The following is a 21,783-nucleotide window of genomic DNA, read 5'->3' as shown; positions in this document are numbered from 1 at the left end:
CCGGAACGACGGCGGAAACCTACAGCGACACGCCCGGCGGAATGTCCGCTTCCGTCACGCCCACCAGCTCCATGTTGGTGATGATCGCATTGCGGATGAAGCCGAGGCCCTTGTTGAAGTCGATCCAGGTGTTGACGTAGTCGCGCCAGGTCTTGTCGGTCTCGCGGCGGAAGCCGGCATTCGACGTGGTGGCGAAGATCGGCGTCGGCAGCACCAGCTGGCCGAGCGACGGGTTCTTCTTCAGCACGGTCAGCGACAGCATGGTGATCAGGCATTGCGCATCGACGCGGCCGGTCTGCAGCGCGGCGGTGGCATCGTCCGCGGTCTTGAGCCGCGTGATCTGCGCCTTCGGCGTCAGGCGGCTGACGACCTGGTCATGCGAGGAGCCCTGGTCGACCGCGATCTTGATGTCGGGCGAGTTCAGCTCGGCCCAGCTCTTCGGCTTGAAATCCTTCTTGCAGAGGATGGCGAAGGCATTGTTGAAGACCGGCACGGAGAAATCGACCACCAGCGCGCGCTTTGGGGTCGGGTTGAGGCCGAAGAAGACGTCGATCTTGTTGGCCTGGAGATCCAGCACCGAATTGCCCCAAGTGGTCTCGGTGATCTCGAGCTCGGCCTCCATGTCGTCGGCGAGGCCCTTCGCGATGTCGATGTAGAAACCCTTCCACTGGCCGGAGGCGAGGTCCTTCATGTAATAGGGCGCGCCGCCGCCGACCGCGCCAATCCGCATCTTTTTGGTCCGGCGGATGCGGGCGAAGGTCGATTCGTTCGGATCGGCTGTCTGGGCCACGGTCGGCGAAGCCAGCGCGGCCGCTGTCACCGCGCCCAATCCGACAATCGATGCAACATCACGACGTGTAACCATTGGGATCAATCGCTTTTCTGGTTGGATGGAGTTCCGGCAGGCGTTCTTAGCAAGGTGGTCCGTGCGGCGAAAGCACAGCCTATCGGCTGGGCAGGCCGGGAATTGCCCTGATGCTGGGCAAACTCGAGCCGTTCGAACCGATACCCGCTTGCTTTCCGCCCTCTTTGGCCCCAAATAGGGACCGGGAGATTGGCGGTGGACGAGCCACTCGCCAACCGGGTCAGGTCCGGAAGGAAGCAGCCCTAACGAGGTCCGGATCGGGTCGCTCGTCAGTCTCCTACCTGTTTTTTCGAGCGAATTGCGCCGGCGGTCGTCCCGCCAGCGCGCTCCTTTCCGCAAGAGCCGGCCAAGAGACATTCCATTGCGGATCGACCGATGACCGACGCTGGCGCCTCTCCCAATCCCGACAGCGCCGGCAACGCGCCTTACCGGGTGCTGGCGCGCAAATACCGCCCTTCCTCTTTTGACGACCTGATCGGCCAGGAGGCGGTGGTCCGCACCGTCTCCAATGCGTTCGAGACCGGGCGCATTCCGCAGGCCTGGATTCTCACCGGCGTCCGCGGTGTCGGCAAGACCACCACTGCGCGCATCCTTGCCCGCGCGCTCAACTACGAGATGCCTGATGGTTCGGTAAAGGGCCCGACCATCCACATGCCGACTTTGGGCGTGCACTGCCAGGCGATCATGGAAAGCCGGCACATGGATGTGCTGGAGATGGACGCGGCGTCGCATACCGGCGTCGACGACGTCCGACAGATCAATGACAGCGTGCGTTATGCCCCCGCCAGCGCCCGCTACAAGGTCTACATCATCGACGAAGTCCACATGCTGTCGACGGCAGCCTTCAACGCCTTCCTGAAGACGCTGGAGGAGCCGCCGGAGCACGCCAAGTTCGTGTTCGCGACGACCGAGATCCGCAAGGTTCCGGTCACCGTGCTGTCGCGCTGCCAGCGCTTCGACCTGCGCCGGGTCGAGGCGGATGTGCTGATGAAGCACCTCGCCAATATCGCGGCCAAGGAGAACGTCGAGCTCGAGCCCGAGGCGCTCGGCATCATCGCGCGCGCAGCGGAGGGCTCGGTGCGCGATTCGCTGTCGCTGCTCGACCAGGCCATCGCGCACGCAGCGGGGGAGGTGAAAGCCGATGCCGTCCGGCAGATGCTGGGCCTCGCCGACCGCACCCGCGTCATCGATCTCTTCGATTCGCTGGCGCGCGGCGACATCGCTGCCGCCTTCAGGGAGTTCCGCGAGCAGTACGACGTCGGCGCCGATCCCATCGTCGTGCTCTCGGACCTCGCCGAGTTCGTCAATTTCGTCACCCGCGTGAAGATCGTGCCGGCGACCGCCGACAACGTCGCCTATGGGGAGACCGAGCGGGTTCGCGCGCGGGACTTCGCGTCGAAAATCTCGATGCGCGTGCTGTCGCGGATGTGGCAGATGCTGCTCAAGGGCATCACCGAGGTGCAGGCCGCAACGCGCCCCGCCGCCGCGGCGGAAATGGTCCTGGTACGCATTGCCTATGTCGCCGATCTGCCGACGCCCGATGAAGCGATCAGGATGCTGGAGCAGAACGGCGGCGGCTCTCCGGTCGTAAGCGGCGGCAGTGCGGCGCGCAGCGCGCCTTCCGCACCAATTGCGTCCGCGGCGCCTCTTCGCTTGCCGACCTCCTCGCCCTCTTCGTTCGGCGGCGGTGCGGCCCGGCCGCAGATGGCGGCCCCCGCACCGGATCCGCAAGCCGCGGCACCGCAGCTGCGCATCACCAGCTTCACCCAGCTCGTCGCGCTGGCCGGGCAGAAGCGCGACATCATGACCAAGAGCGCGCTCGAAGGCGACATGCGCCTCGTCCGTTTCGAAGAGGGCCGGCTGGAAGTCGCGCTCGAGCCCAACGCCTCCAAGACCATGATCTCGGAGCTTGCGAAGAAATTCGAGCTGTGGACCGGCCGGCGCTGGACCGTGATCGTGTCCAACGAGCAGGGCCAGCCGACGCTGCGCTCGGTGAACCAGGCGGCCAAGCAGGAGCATGCCCGTACCGCGGAAGCCGATCCGCGCGTGCAGGAGGTGCTGTCGCGTTTTCCCGGTGCCAAGGTCGTCGAGGTCCGCAGGCTTGCCCCCGAGACGCCGGAAACCAATATTAACGCCGACTATGGCAGTGACGATCCGCCCGACGGTTCCGACGGCGACGACGATTTCTGAGCCTCTTTCAAGGACACGAACCCATGGCTGATTTTCTCGGCATGATGAAGCAGGCGGCGCAGCTGCAATCCAAGATGCAGGAGATGCAGGAGCAGCTCGCCAACGTCGAGGTCGAAGGCATCTCCGGCGGCGGCCTCGTCGCCGTGCGCATGACCGCGAAGATGGACGTCAAGGGCATCAAGATCGATCCCTCGTTGATGAAGGCGGAAGAGCGCGAGGTGCTGGAAGACCTGCTCGTCACCGCGCTCAGTGATGCCCGTCGCAAGGCAGAGACCGCCATGCAGGAGAAGATGCAGGCCCTCACCGGCGGGCTCGGCCTGCCGCCGGGGTTGTTCGGCCAGTAATATGGGCGCTGTTGCGGGTCCCGAGATCGAGCGGCTGGTCCAGCTTCTCGCGCGGCTGCCGGGCCTCGGTCCGCGCTCGGCGCGGCGCGCTGCGCTGCATCTGATCAAGAAGCGCGAAGCGCTGATGATGCCGCTGTCTTCGGCCCTTCAGGTCGCGCTGGACAAGGTCCAGGTCTGCAAGACCTGCGGCAACATCGACACGCAAAATCCCTGCACTGTCTGCACCGATCCGAAGCGCGATCCCTCCATCATCGTCGTCGTCGCCGACGTCGCCGACCTCTGGGCGCTGGAGCGGGCCAATGCCACCCAGGGGCGCTATCACGTGCTGGGCGCGACGTTGTCGCCGCTCGACGGCGTCGGTCCGCAGGATCTCACCATCGATTCGCTGGTGGCGCGCGCACATGATTCGCAGGTGCACGAGATCATCCTGGCGCTGAACGCGACGGTCGACGGCCAGACCACCGCGCATTACATCACCGACCTGCTTCAGGACGCCAATGTGAAGGTGACGCGGCTCGCCCACGGAGTTCCCGTCGGCGGCGAGCTTGATTATCTCGATGAAGGTACGCTATCGGCTGCGATGCGGCAGCGTACGCTGTTCTAGCCATCCAGACTTTACGGAACGGACGACATGACGAAACTTTTCGCCACGCGATGGGCTTTGGTCGCGATGATGATGCTGCTGGTGAGCCCGGCCATCTCCGCGCAGCAGGGCGACGAGACGCCGCCGCCGTCCAAGCCCGGCAAGCCGATCAACACCGGTGACGTGCTCTCGGGCGAACTGAACGCGATGAAGGTTCGCGACGTCAAGAACGGCAAGCGCGTCGCAACCTACCAGATCACCTCCGAGCCGCGCCGGCTGCCTCCGCCGAACGGGCTGTGCAATCTCGAGACCGGTCCCGAAACCTTCCAGCTCGTCACCTCCACCGACGCGCAGGCCACGCAGCTGAAATCGTTCGTCGGCAAGGAGATCTCGGTCAAGGTCGACGAGATCGCCTGTGCCAGCGATGCCGGCCAGATGAGCGAGGCCGTGATCACGAAGTGGAGCCTGATCAAGAAGCAGTAAGGGCGTCTGCGCGGCTCTCTCCGCCGTCATTGCGAGGAGCCCTCGCGACGAAGCAATCCAGACAGCCCCTGCGGTGACAGTCTGGATTGCTTCGCTTCGCCCGCGAGAGCGTCAGCTCACACCCGCGCCGGCTCCAGCGTCTCGAAATGCCCGCGCCTCTGCAAATACGCCAGCAGCATCAGGCTGGGGATGGCGACAAGGACGGAGATCGCGAAGAACATCGGCCAGCCCGTCGCTTTCGCCAGATAGCCCGCGCCCGACGACAAATAGGTGCGTCCCACGGCGGCGAGCGCCGTCAGCAGCGCATATTGGGTCGCGGTGTGCAACGGGTTCTGGCACAGCGCGGAGAGATAGGCGACGAAGATCACGGTGCCGATGGCGTTGCAGAAATTGTCGGAGGTGATCGCGAGGGTCAGCGCCCATTCATTGACGCCGACCAGTGCCAGCCACGAGAACGACAGGTTGGAGACCGCTTGTACGATGCCGCCGATCCACAGGCTCGTTGCGAGCGAATAGCGCCGTGCCACGAATCCGCCGGCAAACCCGCCGGCCAAGGTCGCTGCGATGCCGACGCCCTTCACGATCACCGCGTAGTCGTTCCGCGTGAAGCCGATGTCGATCACGAACGGCACGGTCATATTGCCGGAGAACGCGTCGGTGAACTTGAACAGCACGACGAAGGCAAGCGCCGCCCACGCTTCCTTGCGGCTCAGGAATTCCGAGAACGCGCCCATCGCGGCATGGAACACCCGCATGAGCGCGTCCTCGTTCTGCGTGGCAGCCTCGGCGCGCTTGGATTGAGCGGGCTCGGTGGCGGCCAGCGCCGTCACTGTGCCAATCAGCACCAGAGCGGCCATCACCACATAGCCCCACATCCAGGCGGCGCCACGAGGGACGATCGCCTCGAAGCCGGTGACGATGAACAAGGCGCCCGCGGTCGATATCAGCATGCCGATGCGATAGGCCGCGACATAGGCGGCCATGCCGGCGGCCTGCTCGCTTTCGGGCAGGCTCTCGACGCGGAATGCATCGACGACGATGTCCTGCGTCGAGGACATCGTCGCGACCAGGAGCGCACCAAGCGCGACGAACAGCGGCGAGCGCGCTGGATCGGTCAGCGCCAACAGCAGGATCGCGCCGATCAGCAGCAGCTGCGAAAACACCAGCCACCCACGCCGGCGGCCGAAGGCGCGGGTGAAGAACGGCACGTGCAGCGCGTCGACCAGCGGCGCCCACAGGAATTTGAGCGTGTACGGCGTTCCCACCAGCGCAAACAACCCGATGGTTCCGAGATCGACCCCCGCCTCCGCCATCCACACCAGCAGCGTCGATCCCGACAGTGCGAGCGGGAGCCCCGAGGAGAAGCCGAGGAAGAGCACGATCAGCACACGCGGCTGCAGATACACGGCAAGGCTCTCGCGCCAGGAGGGCGCAGGCGCGGGGGCATCGGCGGAGGAGGTCGCGTCGGGTGCGGTCATGGCGGGGTGTTAGCAGATTCTGGCGGCGCTGCCTCTGCCACAAAGTCCGTCATGTCCGGGCTTGTCCCGGGCATCCACGTTCTTAATGCCGCCGAAAAGCCGTGGATGGCCGGGACGAGCCCGGCCATGACGACCTGGAATCACTCCCCCGCCTGGAGCTTCCGCGGGAACAGCTCCGGTGCGGCTGTCGCAACCAGCCGCGGAGCCTCCGACGTGTCGCTCTTGCTGAAATCGAGCTCCTCGATTCGTCCCGCGCGCTTTTCGATCTTGTCGGCGGAGATCAGCACCTGGCGGACGTCCTCGCTCACGTCGGCAAAATGCTTCTGCAGCTTCAGCACGCGGTCGCGCAGGCGGCCGAGGTCGTCGCCGAGCTTGATCACTTCGGTGCGGATCTGATCGGCGGCGTCGCGCATGCGCGCGTCCTTCATGATCTGCTGCATCACCTGGATCGCGAGCATCAGCAGCGAGGGCGACACCAGCACGACGCGTGCGCGATAGGCCTTCTGGATCACGTCGTCGAAACCGTCATGGATCTCGGCGTAGACGGATTCCGACGGCACGAACATCAGCGCCATCTCCTGCGTCTCGCCGGCGACGAGATATTTTTCGGCGATGTCGCTGACATGCTTCATCACGTCGCCGCGCAGTCGTTGCGTGGCGATTCGCCGCTCCTCGTCGGTGCGGGCGTCGTGCAGCGCCGTCATCGCTTCCAGCGGAAACTTCGCGTCGATGCAAAGCGGCCGCTGGTCGGGCAGGAACACGACACAGTCGGGCCGCTTGCCGGTGGAGAGGGTGAACTGGAACTCGTAGGCACCCTTCGGCAGCCCGTCCTGGACGATCGCCTCCATCCGCGCCTGGCCGAAGGCGCCGCGCGACTGCTTGTTCGCGAGCACGTCGCGCAAGGTGGTCACCTGGGTGGTGAGATCGGTGAGGTTCTTGTGCGCGCTGTCGATGATGCCGAGCCGCTCGTGCAGGGCGCGCAGGCTCTCCATGGTGTTGCGGGTGGAGTGTTCCATGGACTGGCCGACGCGGTGGGTGACCGAATCCAGCCGCTCGTTCACCGCTCGCGCCATCTCGGCCTGACGGCCGGCCAGAGCCTGGGTCATGGCATCGACCCGGCCCGACGACTCGCTCTGCGCCCGCAACACCTCGCTGAGCCGCTCCTCGAGCTCGTCGGCCCGGATCGCGTGCGCCATCGCGAGTTCCGCGCCGCGCCGCCCGGAGCGCGCGATCACCACCGCAATTACAACCAGCAGGATAAGGACGAGGGTGCCGAAGCCGATCAGCGCGTCAATGGTGCGTACCGGCCAGTCGCCCAGCATGAAAATCATCTCGTTCATACCGCCCTTGTAGCCCGATTCGCAGGGAGTGGCGAACGAAGAGGGAACGTTTATCGTCAGTTGCTCCCTGATATTATGGTTAACGAATCCTGAAGTTTTATGGTTAGCGGAGGGTTAACGGGGTTCCTGGCCGCATTGACCGCATCCGGCGCGCGGCTTAAATCGCGCCCATGGCCCTACGAGAAATCATCATCCTGCCGGACAAGCAGCTGCGCCTGGTCTCCAAGCCGATCGAGAAGGTCACGTCGGAGATCCGCAAGCTTGCCGACGACATGTTCGAGACCATGTACGACGCGCCCGGCATTGGCCTCGCGGCGATCCAGGTCGCGCAGCCCTTGCGGCTGATCACCATGGACCTCGCCAAGCGCGACGAGAACGGCGAGACCAAGCGCGAGCCGCGCGTCTTCATCAATCCTGAAATCCTCGCTTCCTCCGAGGAACTCTCGGTCTACGAGGAAGGCTGCCTCTCGATCCCCGAATATTACGAGGAGGTCGAGCGCCCGGCGAAGGTGCGCGTGCGCTTCACCGATCTCGACGGCAAGGTGCACGAGGAGAACGCCGAAGGCCTCTTCGCCACGTGCATCCAGCACGAGATCGACCATCTCAACGGCGTCTTGTTCGTCGACTATTTGTCGAAGCTCAAGCGCGATCGCGTGATGAAGAAGTTCGAGAAAGCCGCCAGGCGCGCGGCGGAGTGAGTTGCAAGCGATTGGTGCTACCACGCGCTCCTATGCGCTCCCTCCCCCCTTGCGGGGGAGGGTGGGGGAGAGGGGTAGCCCAGCAAAAGGTGCTCCTGATTTGCGGAGCGCAAGCAAAGCACCCGCGCTCATCCCGAACGAGCGCGTCGTGTGGCACCCCTCTCCCTAGCCCTCCCCCGCAAGGGGGAGGGAACACAACGAGTCTGTTGATGCCCCTTCGCCTCATCGTCATGGGCACGCCCGATTTCTCCGTGCCGACGCTGCTCGAGCTCGTCGCGCACGGCCACGAGATCGTGGCGGTCTACACCCGCGCCCCGAAGCCCGGCGGGCGGCGCGGCCTGCAATTGCAGCCGACGCCGGTCGAGGAAGCCGCGCGAAAACTCGGCATTCCCGTGCTGACGCCGAAGACGCTGAAGACCGAGGAGACATTGGCGGAGTTCCGCGCCTTCGATGCCGACGCCGCAGTCGTCGTCGCCTACGGCATGATTCTGCCGCAGGCGATCCTCGATGCGCCAAAGCTCGGCTGCTACAATCTGCACGCTTCGCTGCTGCCGCGCTGGCGCGGTGCGGCACCGATCAACCGCGCCATCATGGCCGGCGATGCCGAGAGTGGCGTGATGGTGATGAAGATGGACGTCGGCTTAGATACCGGCGACGTCGCAATGGCCGAGCGCATCGCGATCTCCGACAGCATGACCGCGCTCGATCTGCACGATCGCCTCTCCCGGTTGGGTGCCGATCTGATGGTGCGCGCGATGGCCGCGCTCGAGCGCGGCGGGCTCCAGCTCAAGAAGCAGAGCGAGGACGGCGCCACCTATGCCGCCAAGATCGAGAAGGCCGAGGCGCGGATCGACTGGACCATGCCCGCGCGAGCCGTGCTGCGCCACATCCACGGCCTGTCGCCGTTTCCCGGCGCCTGGGCCGAGTTCGAGAATGCACGCGTCAAGATCCTGCGCTGCGAACTGGCGAAGGGCTCCGGCGCGGCTGGCGAAGTGCTCGACGACCAGCTCACCATCGCTTGCGGCGAGGGCGCCATCCGCATCATCGAACTCCAGCGCGAGGGCAAGGCACGGATGCAGGCCGCGGACTTTCTGCGCGGCGTGCCGCTGAAGGCCGGAGCGAAATTCAGCTAACCAACCGTCATGCGCGGGCTTGACCCGAGTATCCATCTTCCAACAAGACTCTTTCCAGGCGATGGATTGCCGGGTCAGGCCCGGCAATGACACCGGATCAAATCGGATCGATGCCCCGCTACAAGCTCACCATCGAATATGACGGCGCGCCGTTCTTTGGCTGGCAGGTGCAGGAGACGCTGCCGTCGGTCCAGGGCGCGCTGCAGGCTGCGGTGAAGGCGATGACGGGGGCGGATTTGCGCGTGCACGGCGCCGGCCGCACCGATGCCGGCGTGCATGCGCGCGGACAGGTCGCGCATGTCGACGTCGAGAAGCAGTTTCCGCCGGGACGTTTTCGCGACGGGCTCAACGCGCATCTGCGTCCGCATCCGATCGCGGTGCTGGAAGCCGAGATCGTGCCCGACAGCTTCGAGGCGCGGTTCTCGGCGGTCAAGCGCCACTACCGATATCGCATCGTCAACACCCGCGCCAACCTCGCGCTCGACATCGGCCACGCCTGGCGCGTACCGCGCCGACTCGATGCCGATGCGATGCACGCGGCGGCGCAACGCCTGCTCGGCAAGCACGATTTCACCACTTTTCGCGATACCGAGTGCCAGGCCAAATCGCCCGAGAAGACGCTCGATCAGCTCGACGTGCTGCGCGACGGCCGCGAGATCACGGTCATCACCTCGGCGCGCTCCTTCCTGCATAGCCAGGTGCGCTCGATGGTGGGTTCGCTGGTCTGGGTCGGCGAGGGGCGCTGGACTGCCGACGATCTCTCCGCGGCCCTCGCAGCCCGCAACCGGGCCGCCTGCGGCGTCGTCGCCCCGCCGGAGGGACTGTACCTGATGAAGGTGGATTACTAGAGCGGTAGCCTACCTGACTGAATCGTTTGGGATTCCCAAATCAGCGGTTTAATGATTCAAACTGTCTGCCGGGGACTGGAGGCCGGCGGGCATGGCGAAACCGTTGTCGATGGATCTTCGTGAACGCGTTCTCGGCTGTATTGAAGGGGGCGTTTCAGGCCGGCAGGCTGCCGAGCGATTTGGCGTCAGTCCGGCGAGCGTAAGCCGCTGGCGAACGCGTGAGCGCAAGCAAGGCGATGCCCTGCCGAGGGCTCAAGGGGGCGATCGCAAGTCTCACCGCATTGATGCCCATCAGGCGACGATCATGGCTCTGCTCGAGGCTTCGCCCGATATTACCATCGAGGAATTGCGGCATAGCTTGAGCAAACAAGGCCTATCCTTCGGCTATGGCACGATCCGCCGCTTCTTCGCGCGTCACAAGATCACGCGCAAAAAAAGACTGCCCATGCCGCAGAGCAGGACCGTCCGGATGTCTTGAAGGGGCGCGAGGCTTGGCGCGAGCGTCAGGACAAGCTCGACCGGGATCGCCTCGTCTTCATTGACGAGACCTGGGCATCGACCAACATGGCGCGGACACATGGCCGCTGCCGGCGCGGCGAACGCCTGCGCGCCGCCATTCCGCACGGCCATTGGAAAACGACAACCTGCGTAGCTGCTCTCACCACGCACGGCATCATCGCTCCCTGGGTGCTCGACGGTCCCATCAACCGCGACGCCTTTGAGACCTATGTCGAAAAAGTGCTCGTCCCCGAGCTGCCCGAGCACGCCATCGTCATCATGGACAATCTGTCCAGCCACAAAGGGCCACGCATACGCGAGATGATCGAGGCGGCCGGCGCCACGCTCCTCTATCTCCCGCCGTACAGCCCCGACCTCAATCCCATCGAGAACGCCTTCGCCAAGCTCAAGGCGCACTTGCGAAAGGCCGCCGAACGTACCGTCGGCGGCCTTTGGGACGCGATCGGGCGCATCGTCGACACCTACACGCCCACTGAATCCAAAAACTACTTCGCCGCCGCCGGCTATTTGCAACCTGATCGGCTAACGTTCTAGGGTCCGATGACGGCGGAGCGTTTGGCGAGAGCTAGACCCTACCCAAAATACCTTGCCAAAATCCCGCGATACACTTTCGTCAGCTTCTCCAGATCGGCCACCGGCACGCGTTCGTCGATCTGGTGCATGGTCTGGCCCACGAGGCCGAACTCGATCACGGGGCAGTAGCTGGAGATGAAGCGCGCGTCCGATGTGCCGCCTGACGTCGACAGCTCCGGCTTGCGGCCCGTCACCTCTTCGATCGCGGCGACCGCGAGGTCGGTGAACGGGCCGGGCTTGGTCACGAACACGTTGGAGTTCGAGGGCTCCCAGACGATGCGGGCCTTGATGCGGTTGCCGCAGACCTTGGCGAGGCGCGTCTCGACCAGCTCGCGTAGGGAGCCTTGCGTGTGGTTGTCGTTGTAGCGGATGTTGAACTTGGCGCGGGCCTCGCCGGGGATAACGTTGAAGGCCTTGTTGCCGACATCGACCGAGACGAATTCGAGATTGGAGGCCTGGAACTGCGCGCTGCCATGGTCGAGCGGCTCGTCGGAGATGGCCACGATCAGCCTGGAGATATCAGGCACCGGATTGGACGCGCGGTGCGGATAGGCGACATGGCCCTGCACGCCGTCGACGACGAGCGTGCCCGATTGCGAGCCACGCCGGCCGACCTTGATGGTGTCGCCGAGCGTCTCGACATTGGAAGGCTCGCCCAGCACGCAATGATCGAATTTTTCGCCACGCTCGGCGACCCATTTCAAGAGCTTGATCGTGCCGTTGATGGAGACGTCCTCCTCGTCGCCCGTGATCAGGAACGAGATCGACCCCTTGCCGTCGCTGCGTGGCTTGCCGCCATTGGCGGCGAGATGCTCCAGCACCGCGGCGACCGAGCAGGCGATGCCGCCTTTCATGTCGACCGCGCCGCGGCCATGCAGGACACCGTCCTTCACCTCTCCGGAGAACGCGCCGACGCTCCAGGCGCTCTCGTCGCCCGGCGGCACCACGTCGGTGTGGCCGGCAAAGGTGATGTGCGGCCCCTCGGTGCCGATCCGCGCATAGAGATTGTCGACGTCGGCGGTGCCGGGCTCGCTGAAGGTGACGCGGTGGCAGGTGAAACCGGCTGCGTTGAGGGTCTTTTCGAGCACCCCCAGTGCGCCGGCATCGGCCGGGGTTACCGAGGGACAGCGGATGAGATCGCGGGCAATGGATAGAGCATCGGTCATGCGCGTCGGATCAATCCCGCAGCAGCTCGTTGATGCTGGTCTTGGAGCGCGTGCGCTCGTCGACGCGCTTGACGATCACGGCGCAAGCGGTGCTCGGGCCGATCTGGCCGTTCTTCATCGGCTTGCCGGGCAGCGCGCCGGGCACCACCACTGAATATTCCGGCACTTCGCCCATGAAGACCTCGCCGGTCTCGCGGTCGACGATCTTGGTCGAGGCGCCCAGGAACACGCCCATCGCCAGCACCGCGCCCTTGCGCACGATCACGCCTTCGGCGACCTCCGAACGCGCGCCGATGAAGCAATCGTCCTCGATGACGACGGGCTCGGCCTGTAGCGGCTCGAGCACGCCGCCGATGCCGGCGCCGCCCGAGATGTGCACGCGCTTGCCGATCTGCGCGCAGGAGCCGACGGTGGCCCAAGTATCGACCATGGTGCTCTCATCGACGTAAGCGCCGAGATTGACGAAGGACGGCATCAAGACGACGTTCTTGGCAATGAAGGCCGAACGGCGGACGATGGCGCCCGGCACCGCGCGAAAACCGGCATCGCGAAAACGGTTCTCGCCCCAGCCCTCGAACTTCGAGGGCACCTTGTCCCACCAGGTCGCCTTGCCGGGGCCGCCGGGAATGACGCCCATGTCGTTGAGGCGGAAGGACAGCAGCACAGCCTTCTTCAGCCATTGATTGACCTTCCACTTGCCGTCGCTCCCGCGCTCGGCAACGCGCGCCTCGCCCTTGTCGAGGATCTCCAGCGACTGGTCCACGGCCTCGCGCACCTCGCCCCTGGTCGTGGTCGAGATGCCGTCGCGCGCCTCGAAGGCGCTGTTGATGGTGGATTCGAGGGCTGCAAGCGACATCGGGATTTCCTCTAGGGAGCGCGTGGTTTCGCGAGAATTGGAGCGCTTTTTCGAGATTTGAAGGGGCGGAGTCAAGGCATACTCCACCCTCGTCCCGGGCTCGCTTCGCGCTCCCAGGACGACAACCTCTATTGTGGTGACAGTCCGGCCAAGAACCCGGCCAGGTCATCCGTGACATGGTCGACATGGGCCGCATCGCGGCCCTCCAGTTCCCAATCCTCGCGCACCACCTGTTTGGTCCCATCCGGCACCACCAGTACCGTGGTCATGCCGAGCTGATGCGGGACGGTGAGGTTGCGGGCGAGGTCCTCGAACATGGCGGCGCGCGTTGGATCGACGGCATGCTGGCTAAGGAATTTCTGGTAGGTCTGCGGCGCCGGCTTGGGCTCGAATTCGGCGGCGATGATGTCGAACACGCCGTCGAAATGCGAGGCGAAGCCGAGCCGCGCCAGCACGGCATCGACATGATCGACCGAGCCGTTGGTGAGGATCAGCTTCCGGCCCGGCAGCTTAGCGATGGCTGCGCCGAGCTCCGGGTTCGGTTCCAGCGGCGAGTGGTCGATCTCATGGACATAGGCGAGATAGTCGTCGGCGGAGACGCCGTGCAGGGTCATCATGCCGCGCATCGTAGTGCCGAAGCGCCGGTAATAGTCCTTCTGGATCGCCCGCGCTTCCTCCGGGCCGACGTTCAGCCAGTTGCAGACGAACTCCCCGATCCGCGCATCGACCTGCTGCCACAGATTGACGTGATGCGGATAGAGCGTGTTGTCGAGATCGAACACCCAGGTTTCGACATGGGCGAAGGCGCGGGGTGGGTTCATCAAAACTCTCTCACTCACGGCACCGCAAAGCGCAGCGTCTTGCCGCCGCTCGACATGTCCACGGCGCCAAAGCCCGTCGGCGCAAATCCGCGCGCGCCGCAATCGGTCTGCTCGCTCGTCTCGAACTTGGTCTCGCGCGTGCAGAGCTGCCTGTCGCCGCCCCAGTTCAGCGGCCGGTCCTTCAGCTTGACGATTCGATTGTCGGCATCGACCGCTTCCGCGAAGCTGAAGATCTGCTTCGGCTGGCCGGTCACATCGGGGTGCAGGCAGGTCTTGGGATCAATGCGATACCAGCCGCGGCTCGTCACGGACTTGCCATCGTCGGTCGCGATCGCGGCCATCACCTTGTGCGGCGTGTCGTTGCACCAGGTCAGGCCGGTCGAAGAGGGTGTCTGCACGGCGTCGATCATGGCCTTGAACAGGTTCGGCGAGGCCACGATGTCCGACGGCAATCCGCGGCTCTTCAGGAACGCGGCCAGCGCGGCTTGTGTCTTCGGCCCGTCGACGCCATCGATCGGCGCTGCGTCGTAGCCTGCGATCACCAGCAGCCGCTGGATGCCGGCAAGGCGCGCCTGCTCGTCGTCATATTCGGAGTCCTCGGCAAGATAGGCAACGAGGTTGCCGTCCGCCCCTTGCGTCGGAGTCACTTGCGTGAAGGGGACTTGCGTCTGGCCGCTGCGGCATTGCCGCGCTGCGGCGATGACGAAATTGTCCTGCGCCACGCACAGCATGTCATTGCCGCTTTGCGGGAGCGGGGAAGCGCCGTAGACGCCGAGCGCGCGGGCATTGAGCAGGATGCGGTCGGCCGTCAGCGTGCCCTGCACCACCACGCGGCAGGTGGCGGGATCGATCCTGAACCAGCCGCGCGTCGCGGTCGCCGCCTTGTCGTCGATGCCGATCGCGGCCTCCACGACATAGGACATGCGGTTGCAGATCTTGAGGTCGGCAAAGGCCGGTGCGGAGGAGAGCAGGAACGAGACGATTGCTGCCGGCAGCGTCATGAGGAAGCGCGCGAGAGGCGAGCGGCTGGCTCGTCGCTCTCTCCATTCGTCATGGCCGGGCTTGACCCGGCCATCCACGTCTTGTTTCCGCAAAGAAAGAACGTGGATGCCCGGGACTTCTGAGCGAAGACGCGCTTCGCGCTTTTGCCCGGGCATGACGCCCTCTTTTCTGCGCCGCTCGTCTCTCACTTGTGGATCAGCGTACCCGTGCCCTGGTTGGTGAAGAGCTCGAGCAGCACCGCGTGTGGCATCTTGCCGTCGATGATGACGACGCCCTGCACGCCCTGCTCCAACGCGTAGATGCAGGTCTCGACCTTCGGGATCATGCCGCCCGAAATGGTGCCGTCGGCGATCAGTTTTCGCGCATCCTTGACCGAGAGCTGCGGGATCAGCTTCTTCGACTTGTCCAGCACGCCGGGCACGTCGGTGAGCAGCAGAAGGCGCTTGGCCTTCAGCGCGCCCGCGACGGCACCGGCAAAGGTGTCGGCGTTGACGTTCAGCGTCTGGCCTTCCTTGGAGGTCGCCAGCGGCGCAAGCACCGGGATCAGCTCGTAGCCGATCAGCTGGTTGAGCAGCGTGAGGTCGACCTTCTCGGGGTCGCCGACGAAGCCGAGATCGATCGCCTTCTCGATGTTCGAGCCGGGATCGATAATGGTGCGCGTCGTCTTCGACGCCTTCACCATGTTGCCGTCCTTGCCCGACAGCCCGACGGCCTTGCCGCCGGCCTCGTTGATGTAGCCGACGATCTGCTTGTTGACGGAGCCGGCAAGCACCATCTCGACGATCTCGATCGTCGCAGCATCGGTAATGCGCAGGCCGGCCGCGAACTCCGATTGAATGCCGAGCCGCTTGAGCATGGTCGCGATCTGCGGTCCGCCGCCATGCACCACGACGGGATTGATCGCGGTCTGCTCCAGCAGCACGATGTCACGGGCAAAGTTCTTCGCGGTCTCCTCGTCGCCCATGGCATGGCCGCCATATTTGATGACAATGGTTTCCTCGTCATACTGCTGCATGTGCGGCAGCGCCTCGGACAGGATGCGGGCCTGGTCGAGCGGAGAGATGTCGGTCATGTCACGGTCTCGCTGGCGGGTCGGTCGGTGCGCGTTCTATCCGATTGGCGGGCGTGGCGCAAAGTGTGGCTGATATGTAGCCCGGATGGAGCGAAGCGAAATCCGGGATTCTTACCGCAGGCACCGGCCCCGGATTGCGCTTCGCTCCATCTGGGCTACGAGGTCAGCGTTTCGCCATCACCGCCGCCAGCGTCACCGCCAGCCAGCCCGCGATCATCACCGTTCCGCCGGTCGGCGCCGCCATCGGAAACAGCGCGTGCCCGGCATATTGGCGCAAAGTGAGGTCGCCCGCGAACAGCGCGGCGCCGGTCACGAAGCCGAACGCGGCGATGAGGCCAATTCCGCCGTGCAGAAGGCCGCGCGCAAGCAGGGCTGTGGTCGCGAGTATGGCGCTTGCGTGAAACAACAGCATGGCGCTCGCCGTGGCAAGCCGGCTCGCATCCGCGCCATGGGCCGAGGCGGCGGCCAGCGCGACGCCGGCGGCGCCCATCAATCCGGCAAGCCCAATCAAGAGGCGATGGGCCAGCACTACTTGCTCCGCTCTTCCAAGAGCTTCGCCATCGCGGCGCGCAAGCTCTCCATGCCGGTCGAGCTGCGTGACGAGGTCGCGAGCACGGTCGGGAATGCGGCCGGGTGCTTGGCCAGCGCGGCCTCGGTCTCGGCGATGCGCGCTTGCAGCTCGGCGGCCTTCACCTGGTCAGCCTTGGTCAGCACGATCTGGTAGCTGACGGCGGAACGGTCGAGCGTCTTGAGCACTTCGAGGTCGACGTCCTTGAGGCCGTGCCGCGCGTCGATCAGTACGTAGACGCGTGCCAGCGAGGCGCGGCCGAGCAGGAATTTGTGGATCAGCTCGGTCCAGGACGCGACCTGGCTCTTCGGCGCCTTGGCATAGCCGTAGCCGGGCATGTCGACGAGGCGCAGGTCGCTTTTCCCGGGCACCTCGAAGAAGATCAGCTCCTGAGTGCGGCCCGGCGTATGCGAGGTGCGCGCCAGGCCGTTGCGCCCCGTCAGCGCGTTGATCAGGCTGGACTTGCCGACATTGGAGCGGCCGGCAAAGGCGATCTCCAGCCCTGCCATCGGCGGCAGCGTGGCGATCGAGGGCGAGGCCCAGATGAACTGCCAGTCGCGGGCAAACAGCTTTCGCCCGGCCTCGATCAGCTTCGCATCTTTGTCGTCGGTCATGCGAAGCCTCGCTGCTTCCCCGCGTCATTGCAAGCGAAGCGAAGGAATCCAGACTTTCTCCAGCGGAAACAGTCTGGATTGCTTCGTCGCTTCGCTCCTCGCAATGACGATTACGTCGCCTTCCTCGCGAACGTCGCCTTGAGATTGTCGAACAGCTCCACCTTCACGCCGTTGCGGCGCATGATGTAGCTCTGCTGGATCACCGAGAGCAGATTGTTCCAGGCCCAGTAGATCACGAGGCCCGCCGGGAAGCCCGCCAGCATGAAGGTGAAGATCAGCGGCATCCAGTTGAAGATGAGCTGCTGGGTCGGATCCGGCGGCGTCGGGTTCAGCTTCATCTGGAACCACATCGTGATGCCCATGATGATCGGCCAGATGCCCAGCGCGAGGTAGTGGCCGAACACCGGGATCGTGGTCGGATCGAACGGGAGCAGCCCGAACAGGTTGAACAAATTGGTCGGATCCGGCGCCGAGAGGTCCTTGATCCAGCCGTAGAACGGCGCGTGCCGCATCTCGATGGTGACGAACAGCACCTTGTAGAGCGAGAAGAACACCGGGATCTGGATCAGCACGGGAAGACAGCCGGCGACCGGATTGATCTTCTCCTTGCGGTAGATCTCCATCATCTCCTGCTGCTGCTTCACCTTGTCGTCGGGATAGCGCTCCTTCAGCGCCAGAAGCTGCGGCTGGATTGACTTCATCTTCGCCATCGAGGCGTAGGACTTGTTCGCCAGCGGGAAGAACAAGAGCTTCACGATCACGGTCACGAGCAGGATCGAGATGCCGAAATTGCCGAAGAAACGGAAGAAGAAGTCCAGCCCGAGGAACATCGGCTTGGTGATGAAGTAGAACCAGCCCCAGTCGATCAGCAGATCGAAATGATTGAGGCCGAGCTCCTTGTTGTAGCCGCCGAGCCCGGCGAACGGGAACACGCCGACGACGCCGGCTTCCTTGGCGCCGGCGAACAGCCGCGCATTCGCCGTCCCGGTGCCGCCGATGGGGACGGTGACGGGATCGAGCAGGTAGTCGGTCTGGTAGGTGTGGACGTTGCCGACCGGGTTCGACGAGAAGCGCGCCTGGAGCTGGGCATTGGTGTCCGGCAGCAGCGCCGAGGCCCAGTACTTGTCGGTGATGCCGAGCCAGCCATTGGTGACCTTGAAGTTCACCGCCTTGGCTTCGTCGATCTTCTTGTAGGCGTATTCCTGCAAACCCTGGTCGCCGAGATAGCCGATCAGGCCTTCGTGCAGGATGTAGTAGCCCGAGACCTGCGGCGCGCCGTGGCGCGAGATCAGCGCGAACGGATAGAGCGTGACCGGCGCATTGCCGACATTGCTCACCTCGTCCTTGATGGTGAAGAGATAATGATCGTCGACAGCAATGGTGCGGCGGAAGGCGAGGCCCTCGCCATTGTCCCATTTCAGCACCACCGGCGTCGACGGGGTCAGGCTGCCGCTGCCGTCCTGCTGCCAGACGGTCTGGGCATCGGGCATCTTCGCCGTCACGCCCGTCGCCGCCACCCAGCCGAATTCGGCGTAGTAGGGCTCCGCTGTGCCCGAGGGCGAATAGAGGATGATCGGCGGCGACTTCGGATCGACCGTTTCGCGGAATTGCACCAGCGCGATGTCATCGACGCGGCCGCCCTTCAGCGAGATGCTGCCGGCAATCCGCGGCGTCTCGATCTTCACGCGCGGGCTGGCTGCGAGCGCGGCATCGCGGGCGACGACCGGCTGGCCCTGCTGGCTCGCGCCCGGCGTTGCCGGCTGGGTCGCGCTGCCCGGCTGCGGCGCAGCACCGGGTGTCGCGGAGGCGGCCGGCTGCGGCGTGGTCTTCTGGAGCTCGGTCTGCGCCTGCTGCTGGGCGCGCTGCTTCTCCATCTGCGGCATGTTGTAGAAATACTGCCAGGCGATCAGCACCAGGCCGGACAGAATGACGGCGAGGATGGTATTGCGATTGTCGGTCATCTCGAATGTCTCGTCATCAATCCGGTTTGCGGCTGGCAGCGGGAGCGGGGCCGGGCCTCTGGCCACGCGCTTTGGCCGTATGCCGCGCGGGCTTCGTGAACGCTATGCGCAGATCGTCGAGCATGGTGGCGAAGTCGCGCGAGAGCGCGTCCCTTCGTCCGACCAGCACATAATCATGATGAGGCTGCATCGACACCGGATCGAGCCGCTTCACCAATTCGCGAAGCCGGCGCCGGATGCGATTGCGCTCGGGGGCGTTGCCGTTCTTTTTGGTGACGGTGAAGCCGATCCGGATCGGGCCGAAATCATCGCGGCGACGGCTTTGCAGGACGAACGCGGGACTATTCACCCGCGCGCCATTGGCAACGGCGAGGAAATCCGCCCGCTGCCTCAGCCGATCCATGATGAAATCCCAAAAAGGGGGTCCGGCTCAGGCGCTCAGACGCTTGCGGCCGCGGGCACGGCGGGCGGCGAGGACCTTGCGGCCGCCGGCAGTGGCGAGGCGGGCGCGGAAGCCGTGACGGCGCTTGCGCACCAGTTTGCTGGGTTGATAAGTCCGCTTCACGGGTTTTTCTCCGCTGACCGGGCAATTTGCCTGTAGAATTGATGGTAAAGTCCGGAAGATGCGGCCCAAAACGGGCCCTTTTCCGGCCCCAAGAGAGCCGCTCCCGGCGTCGCACCGGGTCATCGCGGACAATTCGCGCGGCTTATAAGCGAGCGCCTTCTTTTCGTCAACGCCGCACAAGCGCGCGATTCCGGTGAATATCGCTGTTTGTGCGGGGTTTTTAACCCTCGAGGTGGCGACTCGCGATATCAGCGCATACATCCCACTTTGGCAGATTAGCGATCCGTAATTTGACCGGACTCCGGGCGGGCCGCATCCTCCATCAGCCAAGGCCAAAAGGGGCGAATTTCGTGGCAGCCACAGATCGCCAGCCGATCCAGGATCTGGATCAGCCGGACCAGCCGGCGATGCGCCCCCGCGGGACGCGCGGGCTCGGGCTGTCCGGCAAGCTGCTGCTGCTGACCATTCCCCTGGTGATGATCGCAGCCGTGCTGCTCTACGTGCCCGCCATCGCCAACTTCTGGGTCAACCGGCTGAACGACCGCGTGGCGGCGGCCAACACGGCGGCGCTGGTGCTGGATGCGGCGCCGCTCGGCATGGTCCCCGATTCGCTGTCGCGCCAGATCCTGAAAAGCATCAATGCCCGGGCCGTCGCCATCAAGATGGGCCAGCAGCGCCGGCTGCTCGCCAGCGACAACATCCCGTCCGCCATCGAGCATGACATCGACCTGCGCGACATGACGGCATGGGAGGCGATCACCGGCTCGTTCCGGATGATGCTGGAGACCGGCAACCAGCCCATCCGCATCGTCGGTCCCGGGGTCGGCAATGCCCAGTTCATCGAGATCGTCACCGACGAGCTGCCGCTGCGGCAGCAGATGTACCGCTTCTCCCGCAACCTCGTGGTGGTCGCGCTGATCATCGCGGTGCTGACCGCGGGCCTCGTCTATCTCGCCCTCCATTATCTCTTCGTGCGGCCAATGCGGCGGCTGACCGCGAGCCTGGTCGGCTTCCATGAGAATCCCGAGAGTTCGGCCGGGATCATCGTGCCGAGCCAGCGCAGCGATGAGATCGGAGTGGCCGAGCGCGAATTGTCGGACATGCAGCGCGACCTGATGTCGATGCTGCATCAGAAGAGCCGGCTCGCCGCCCTCGGCCTCGCTGTCTCCAAAATCAATCACGATCTGCGCAATCTGCTTGCCTCGGCCCAGCTCTTGTCGGACCAGCTCGCCAGCGTGCCGGATCCGCGGGTGCAGCGCTTTGCGCCCAAGCTCGTGCGTTCGCTCGAGCGAGCCATCGCCTTCTGCCAGTCGACATTGTCCTACGGCCGCGCCCAGGAGGCCGCGCCCGATCGCCGCATGATCCTGATCGAGCCGGTCGTGCTGGAGGTGCGCGAGACCGCAGGGCTCGCCAACGAAGCCTCGATCGCCTGGGTCGCCGCGATCGAGCGCGGGCTTGCGGTCGATGCGGATCCCGACCAGTTGTTCCGCGTCTTGCTCAACCTCGTCCGCAACGCCGCCCAGGCGCTTGAAAGCCACGCGTCGGGTGAGGGCCGCGTGCAGCAGATCCGGATCACCGGGAAGCGCGAAGGCTCCGTCGCCATCATCGAGGTCTCCGACACCGGCCCCGGCGTTCCCCAGAAGACCCGGGAGCACCTGTTCGAGGCCTTCCAGACCTCCGGCCGCCCCGGCGGCAGCGGCCTTGGCCTCGCCATCGCTGCCGAGCTGGTCCGTGCCCATGGCGGCGACATCCACCTGGTCGAAGGCACCATCGGCGCCACCTTCCGGATCGTCATTCCGGATCGCCCCGTGGAACTGCTCTCCATCCGCAACGAGCGGCAGAGGGCATAGTCGGCCAGAGGCCGAGCCGCATGTCATTCCGGGGCGGCGCAAAGCGCCGAACCCGGAATCCCGAGGTTTTGGGCGCGAGATTCCGGGTTCTCGCTCCGCGAGCCCCGGAATGACCGGCTAGAGATCATCATCGCCTTGCAAAAATCTCCCTATCCCGGACCTTGCCAACGCCGACAAGAGCGGTTAGTCAGAGCGCTCTTTCGCACCCCTCCCGGTCCTCCGGGAGCTGCGTCGCGGGTCATGCCCGCTATCGC

Annotated in this window: 22 protein-coding genes and 1 other RNA gene; 10 read left to right on the top strand and 13 right to left on the bottom strand. The window is 64.9% G+C overall.

Annotation, left to right across the window (positions count from 1 at the left end):
• Positions 1 to 19 precede the first annotated feature (19 nt).
• A complete protein-coding gene (locus ABIG06_RS09770) occupies positions 20 to 865 on the bottom strand; it encodes a transporter substrate-binding domain-containing protein (protein WP_370135969.1) in 846 nt (281 codons plus the stop codon).
• A gap of 184 nt (positions 866 to 1,049) precedes the next feature.
• On the opposite strand from ABIG06_RS09770, the gene ffs reads away from it, so the two are divergent.
• The 5 genes from ffs to ABIG06_RS09745 all read left to right on the top strand — a co-directional run bounded on the left by ffs (position 1,050) and on the right by ABIG06_RS09745 (position 4,465).
• Positions 1,050 to 1,146, top strand: an RNA gene (ffs, locus tag ABIG06_RS09765) — signal recognition particle sRNA small type.
• Between the two features lie 94 nt (positions 1,147 to 1,240).
• Positions 1,241 to 3,055 (top strand): DNA polymerase III subunit gamma/tau, encoded by a 1,815-nt coding sequence (locus ABIG06_RS09760; protein WP_370135966.1) that lies wholly within the window; start codon positions 1,241 to 1,243, stop codon positions 3,053 to 3,055.
• 23 nt (positions 3,056 to 3,078) lie between these two features.
• Positions 3,079 to 3,399, top strand: coding sequence for a YbaB/EbfC family nucleoid-associated protein (locus ABIG06_RS09755; RefSeq protein WP_028176358.1), 321 nt, complete (start codon positions 3,079 to 3,081; stop codon positions 3,397 to 3,399).
• A 1-nt stretch (position 3,400) separates the two neighbouring features.
• On the top strand, positions 3,401 to 4,003 hold the full coding sequence (gene recR, locus ABIG06_RS09750; RefSeq protein ID WP_124161651.1) for a recombination mediator RecR: 603 nt from the start codon (positions 3,401 to 3,403) through the stop codon (positions 4,001 to 4,003).
• A gap of 27 nt (positions 4,004 to 4,030) precedes the next feature.
• On the top strand, positions 4,031 to 4,465 hold the full coding sequence (locus ABIG06_RS09745) for a hypothetical protein (protein WP_370135964.1): 435 nt from the start codon (positions 4,031 to 4,033) through the stop codon (positions 4,463 to 4,465).
• A 116-nt stretch (positions 4,466 to 4,581) separates the two neighbouring features.
• Here the strand turns inward: ABIG06_RS09745 and ABIG06_RS09740 are convergent, their stop codons facing one another.
• Positions 4,582 to 5,943 carry an AmpG family muropeptide MFS transporter gene (locus ABIG06_RS09740; RefSeq protein ID WP_124161649.1) on the bottom strand — a complete coding sequence of 454 codons (1,362 nt, stop codon included), beginning with the start codon at positions 5,941 to 5,943 and terminating at the stop codon, positions 4,582 to 4,584.
• Positions 5,944 to 6,083: 140 nt separating this feature from the next.
• Positions 6,084 to 7,283: a DNA recombination protein RmuC gene (locus tag ABIG06_RS09735; RefSeq protein ID WP_370135961.1), complete on the bottom strand. Its 1,200-nt coding sequence runs from the start codon at positions 7,281 to 7,283 to the stop codon at positions 6,084 to 6,086.
• Between the two features lie 170 nt (positions 7,284 to 7,453).
• Here ABIG06_RS09735 and def point away from each other — a divergent pair, with 170 nt between their 5' ends.
• The 4 genes from def (at position 7,454) to ABIG06_RS09715 (ending at position 11,015) form a co-directional block, all read left to right on the top strand.
• Complete coding sequence (def, locus tag ABIG06_RS09730) at positions 7,454 to 7,981, top strand: peptide deformylase (protein ID WP_370135959.1); 528 nt, start codon at positions 7,454 to 7,456, stop codon at positions 7,979 to 7,981.
• Positions 7,982 to 8,190: 209 nt separating this feature from the next.
• Positions 8,191 to 9,114: a methionyl-tRNA formyltransferase gene (fmt, locus tag ABIG06_RS09725; RefSeq protein WP_370135956.1), complete on the top strand. Its 924-nt coding sequence runs from the start codon at positions 8,191 to 8,193 to the stop codon at positions 9,112 to 9,114.
• Positions 9,115 to 9,224: 110 nt separating this feature from the next.
• Positions 9,225 to 9,962, top strand: coding sequence for a tRNA pseudouridine(38-40) synthase TruA (truA, locus tag ABIG06_RS09720; protein WP_370135953.1), 738 nt, complete (start codon positions 9,225 to 9,227; stop codon positions 9,960 to 9,962).
• A 91-nt stretch (positions 9,963 to 10,053) separates the two neighbouring features.
• Positions 10,054 to 11,015 (top strand): IS630 family transposase gene (locus ABIG06_RS09715; RefSeq protein ID WP_370135951.1). Its coding sequence is split into 2 segments (ribosomal slippage): positions 10,054 to 10,390 and positions 10,390 to 11,015, totalling 963 coding nucleotides; the frame shifts between segments, so codons are not numbered across the junction.
• A gap of 38 nt (positions 11,016 to 11,053) precedes the next feature.
• On the opposite strand, the gene dapE is transcribed toward ABIG06_RS09715, so the two are convergent.
• From dapE to rpmH, 10 genes are all read right to left on the bottom strand, one after another.
• Positions 11,054 to 12,220: a succinyl-diaminopimelate desuccinylase gene (gene dapE / locus ABIG06_RS09710; protein ID WP_370135948.1), complete on the bottom strand. Its 1,167-nt coding sequence runs from the start codon at positions 12,218 to 12,220 to the stop codon at positions 11,054 to 11,056.
• A 10-nt stretch (positions 12,221 to 12,230) separates the two neighbouring features.
• Complete coding sequence (dapD, locus tag ABIG06_RS09705; RefSeq protein WP_370135946.1) at positions 12,231 to 13,076, bottom strand: 2,3,4,5-tetrahydropyridine-2,6-dicarboxylate N-succinyltransferase; 846 nt, start codon at positions 13,074 to 13,076, stop codon at positions 12,231 to 12,233.
• A gap of 128 nt (positions 13,077 to 13,204) precedes the next feature.
• The gene (locus ABIG06_RS09700; protein WP_124161642.1) at positions 13,205 to 13,897 is read right to left on the bottom strand and encodes a pyrimidine 5'-nucleotidase; all 693 of its coding nucleotides are present in this window, start codon (positions 13,895 to 13,897) and stop codon (positions 13,205 to 13,207) included.
• A gap of 14 nt (positions 13,898 to 13,911) precedes the next feature.
• Positions 13,912 to 14,898, bottom strand: a complete 987-nt coding sequence (locus ABIG06_RS09695; RefSeq protein WP_199751797.1) for a DUF1036 domain-containing protein — start codon at positions 14,896 to 14,898, stop codon at positions 13,912 to 13,914.
• A gap of 185 nt (positions 14,899 to 15,083) precedes the next feature.
• Positions 15,084 to 15,971 carry an acetylglutamate kinase gene (gene argB / locus ABIG06_RS09690; protein ID WP_124161640.1) on the bottom strand — a complete coding sequence of 296 codons (888 nt, stop codon included), beginning with the start codon at positions 15,969 to 15,971 and terminating at the stop codon, positions 15,084 to 15,086.
• Between the two features lie 163 nt (positions 15,972 to 16,134).
• Positions 16,135 to 16,500 carry a DUF423 domain-containing protein gene (locus tag ABIG06_RS09685; RefSeq protein ID WP_245454564.1) on the bottom strand — a complete coding sequence of 122 codons (366 nt, stop codon included), beginning with the start codon at positions 16,498 to 16,500 and terminating at the stop codon, positions 16,135 to 16,137.
• Complete coding sequence (gene yihA / locus ABIG06_RS09680) at positions 16,500 to 17,153, bottom strand: ribosome biogenesis GTP-binding protein YihA/YsxC (protein ID WP_370135943.1); 654 nt, start codon at positions 17,151 to 17,153, stop codon at positions 16,500 to 16,502. Before yihA ends, ABIG06_RS09685 begins: the two co-directional genes overlap by 1 nt.
• 110 nt (positions 17,154 to 17,263) lie before the next feature.
• Complete coding sequence (gene yidC / locus ABIG06_RS09675) at positions 17,264 to 19,114, bottom strand: membrane protein insertase YidC (RefSeq protein WP_370135940.1); 1,851 nt, start codon at positions 19,112 to 19,114, stop codon at positions 17,264 to 17,266.
• A 16-nt stretch (positions 19,115 to 19,130) separates the two neighbouring features.
• Positions 19,131 to 19,517, bottom strand: a complete 387-nt coding sequence (rnpA, locus tag ABIG06_RS09670) for a ribonuclease P protein component (RefSeq protein WP_061879588.1) — start codon at positions 19,515 to 19,517, stop codon at positions 19,131 to 19,133.
• A gap of 27 nt (positions 19,518 to 19,544) precedes the next feature.
• Positions 19,545 to 19,679 (bottom strand): 50S ribosomal protein L34, encoded by a 135-nt coding sequence (rpmH, locus tag ABIG06_RS09665; RefSeq protein WP_008542748.1) that lies wholly within the window; start codon positions 19,677 to 19,679, stop codon positions 19,545 to 19,547.
• Between the two features lie 350 nt (positions 19,680 to 20,029).
• Between rpmH and ABIG06_RS09660 the strand changes: the two genes are divergently transcribed.
• On the top strand, positions 20,030 to 21,529 hold the full coding sequence (locus ABIG06_RS09660) for an ATP-binding protein (RefSeq protein WP_370135937.1): 1,500 nt from the start codon (positions 20,030 to 20,032) through the stop codon (positions 21,527 to 21,529).
• Positions 21,530 to 21,783 lie beyond the last annotated feature (254 nt).

This window comes from Bradyrhizobium sp. USDA 326 (assembly GCF_049739485.1).
In the GTDB taxonomy this organism is placed as follows: Bacteria; Pseudomonadota; Alphaproteobacteria; order Rhizobiales; family Xanthobacteraceae; genus Bradyrhizobium.
This window is presented reverse-complemented; position numbering and strand designations above follow the sequence as displayed.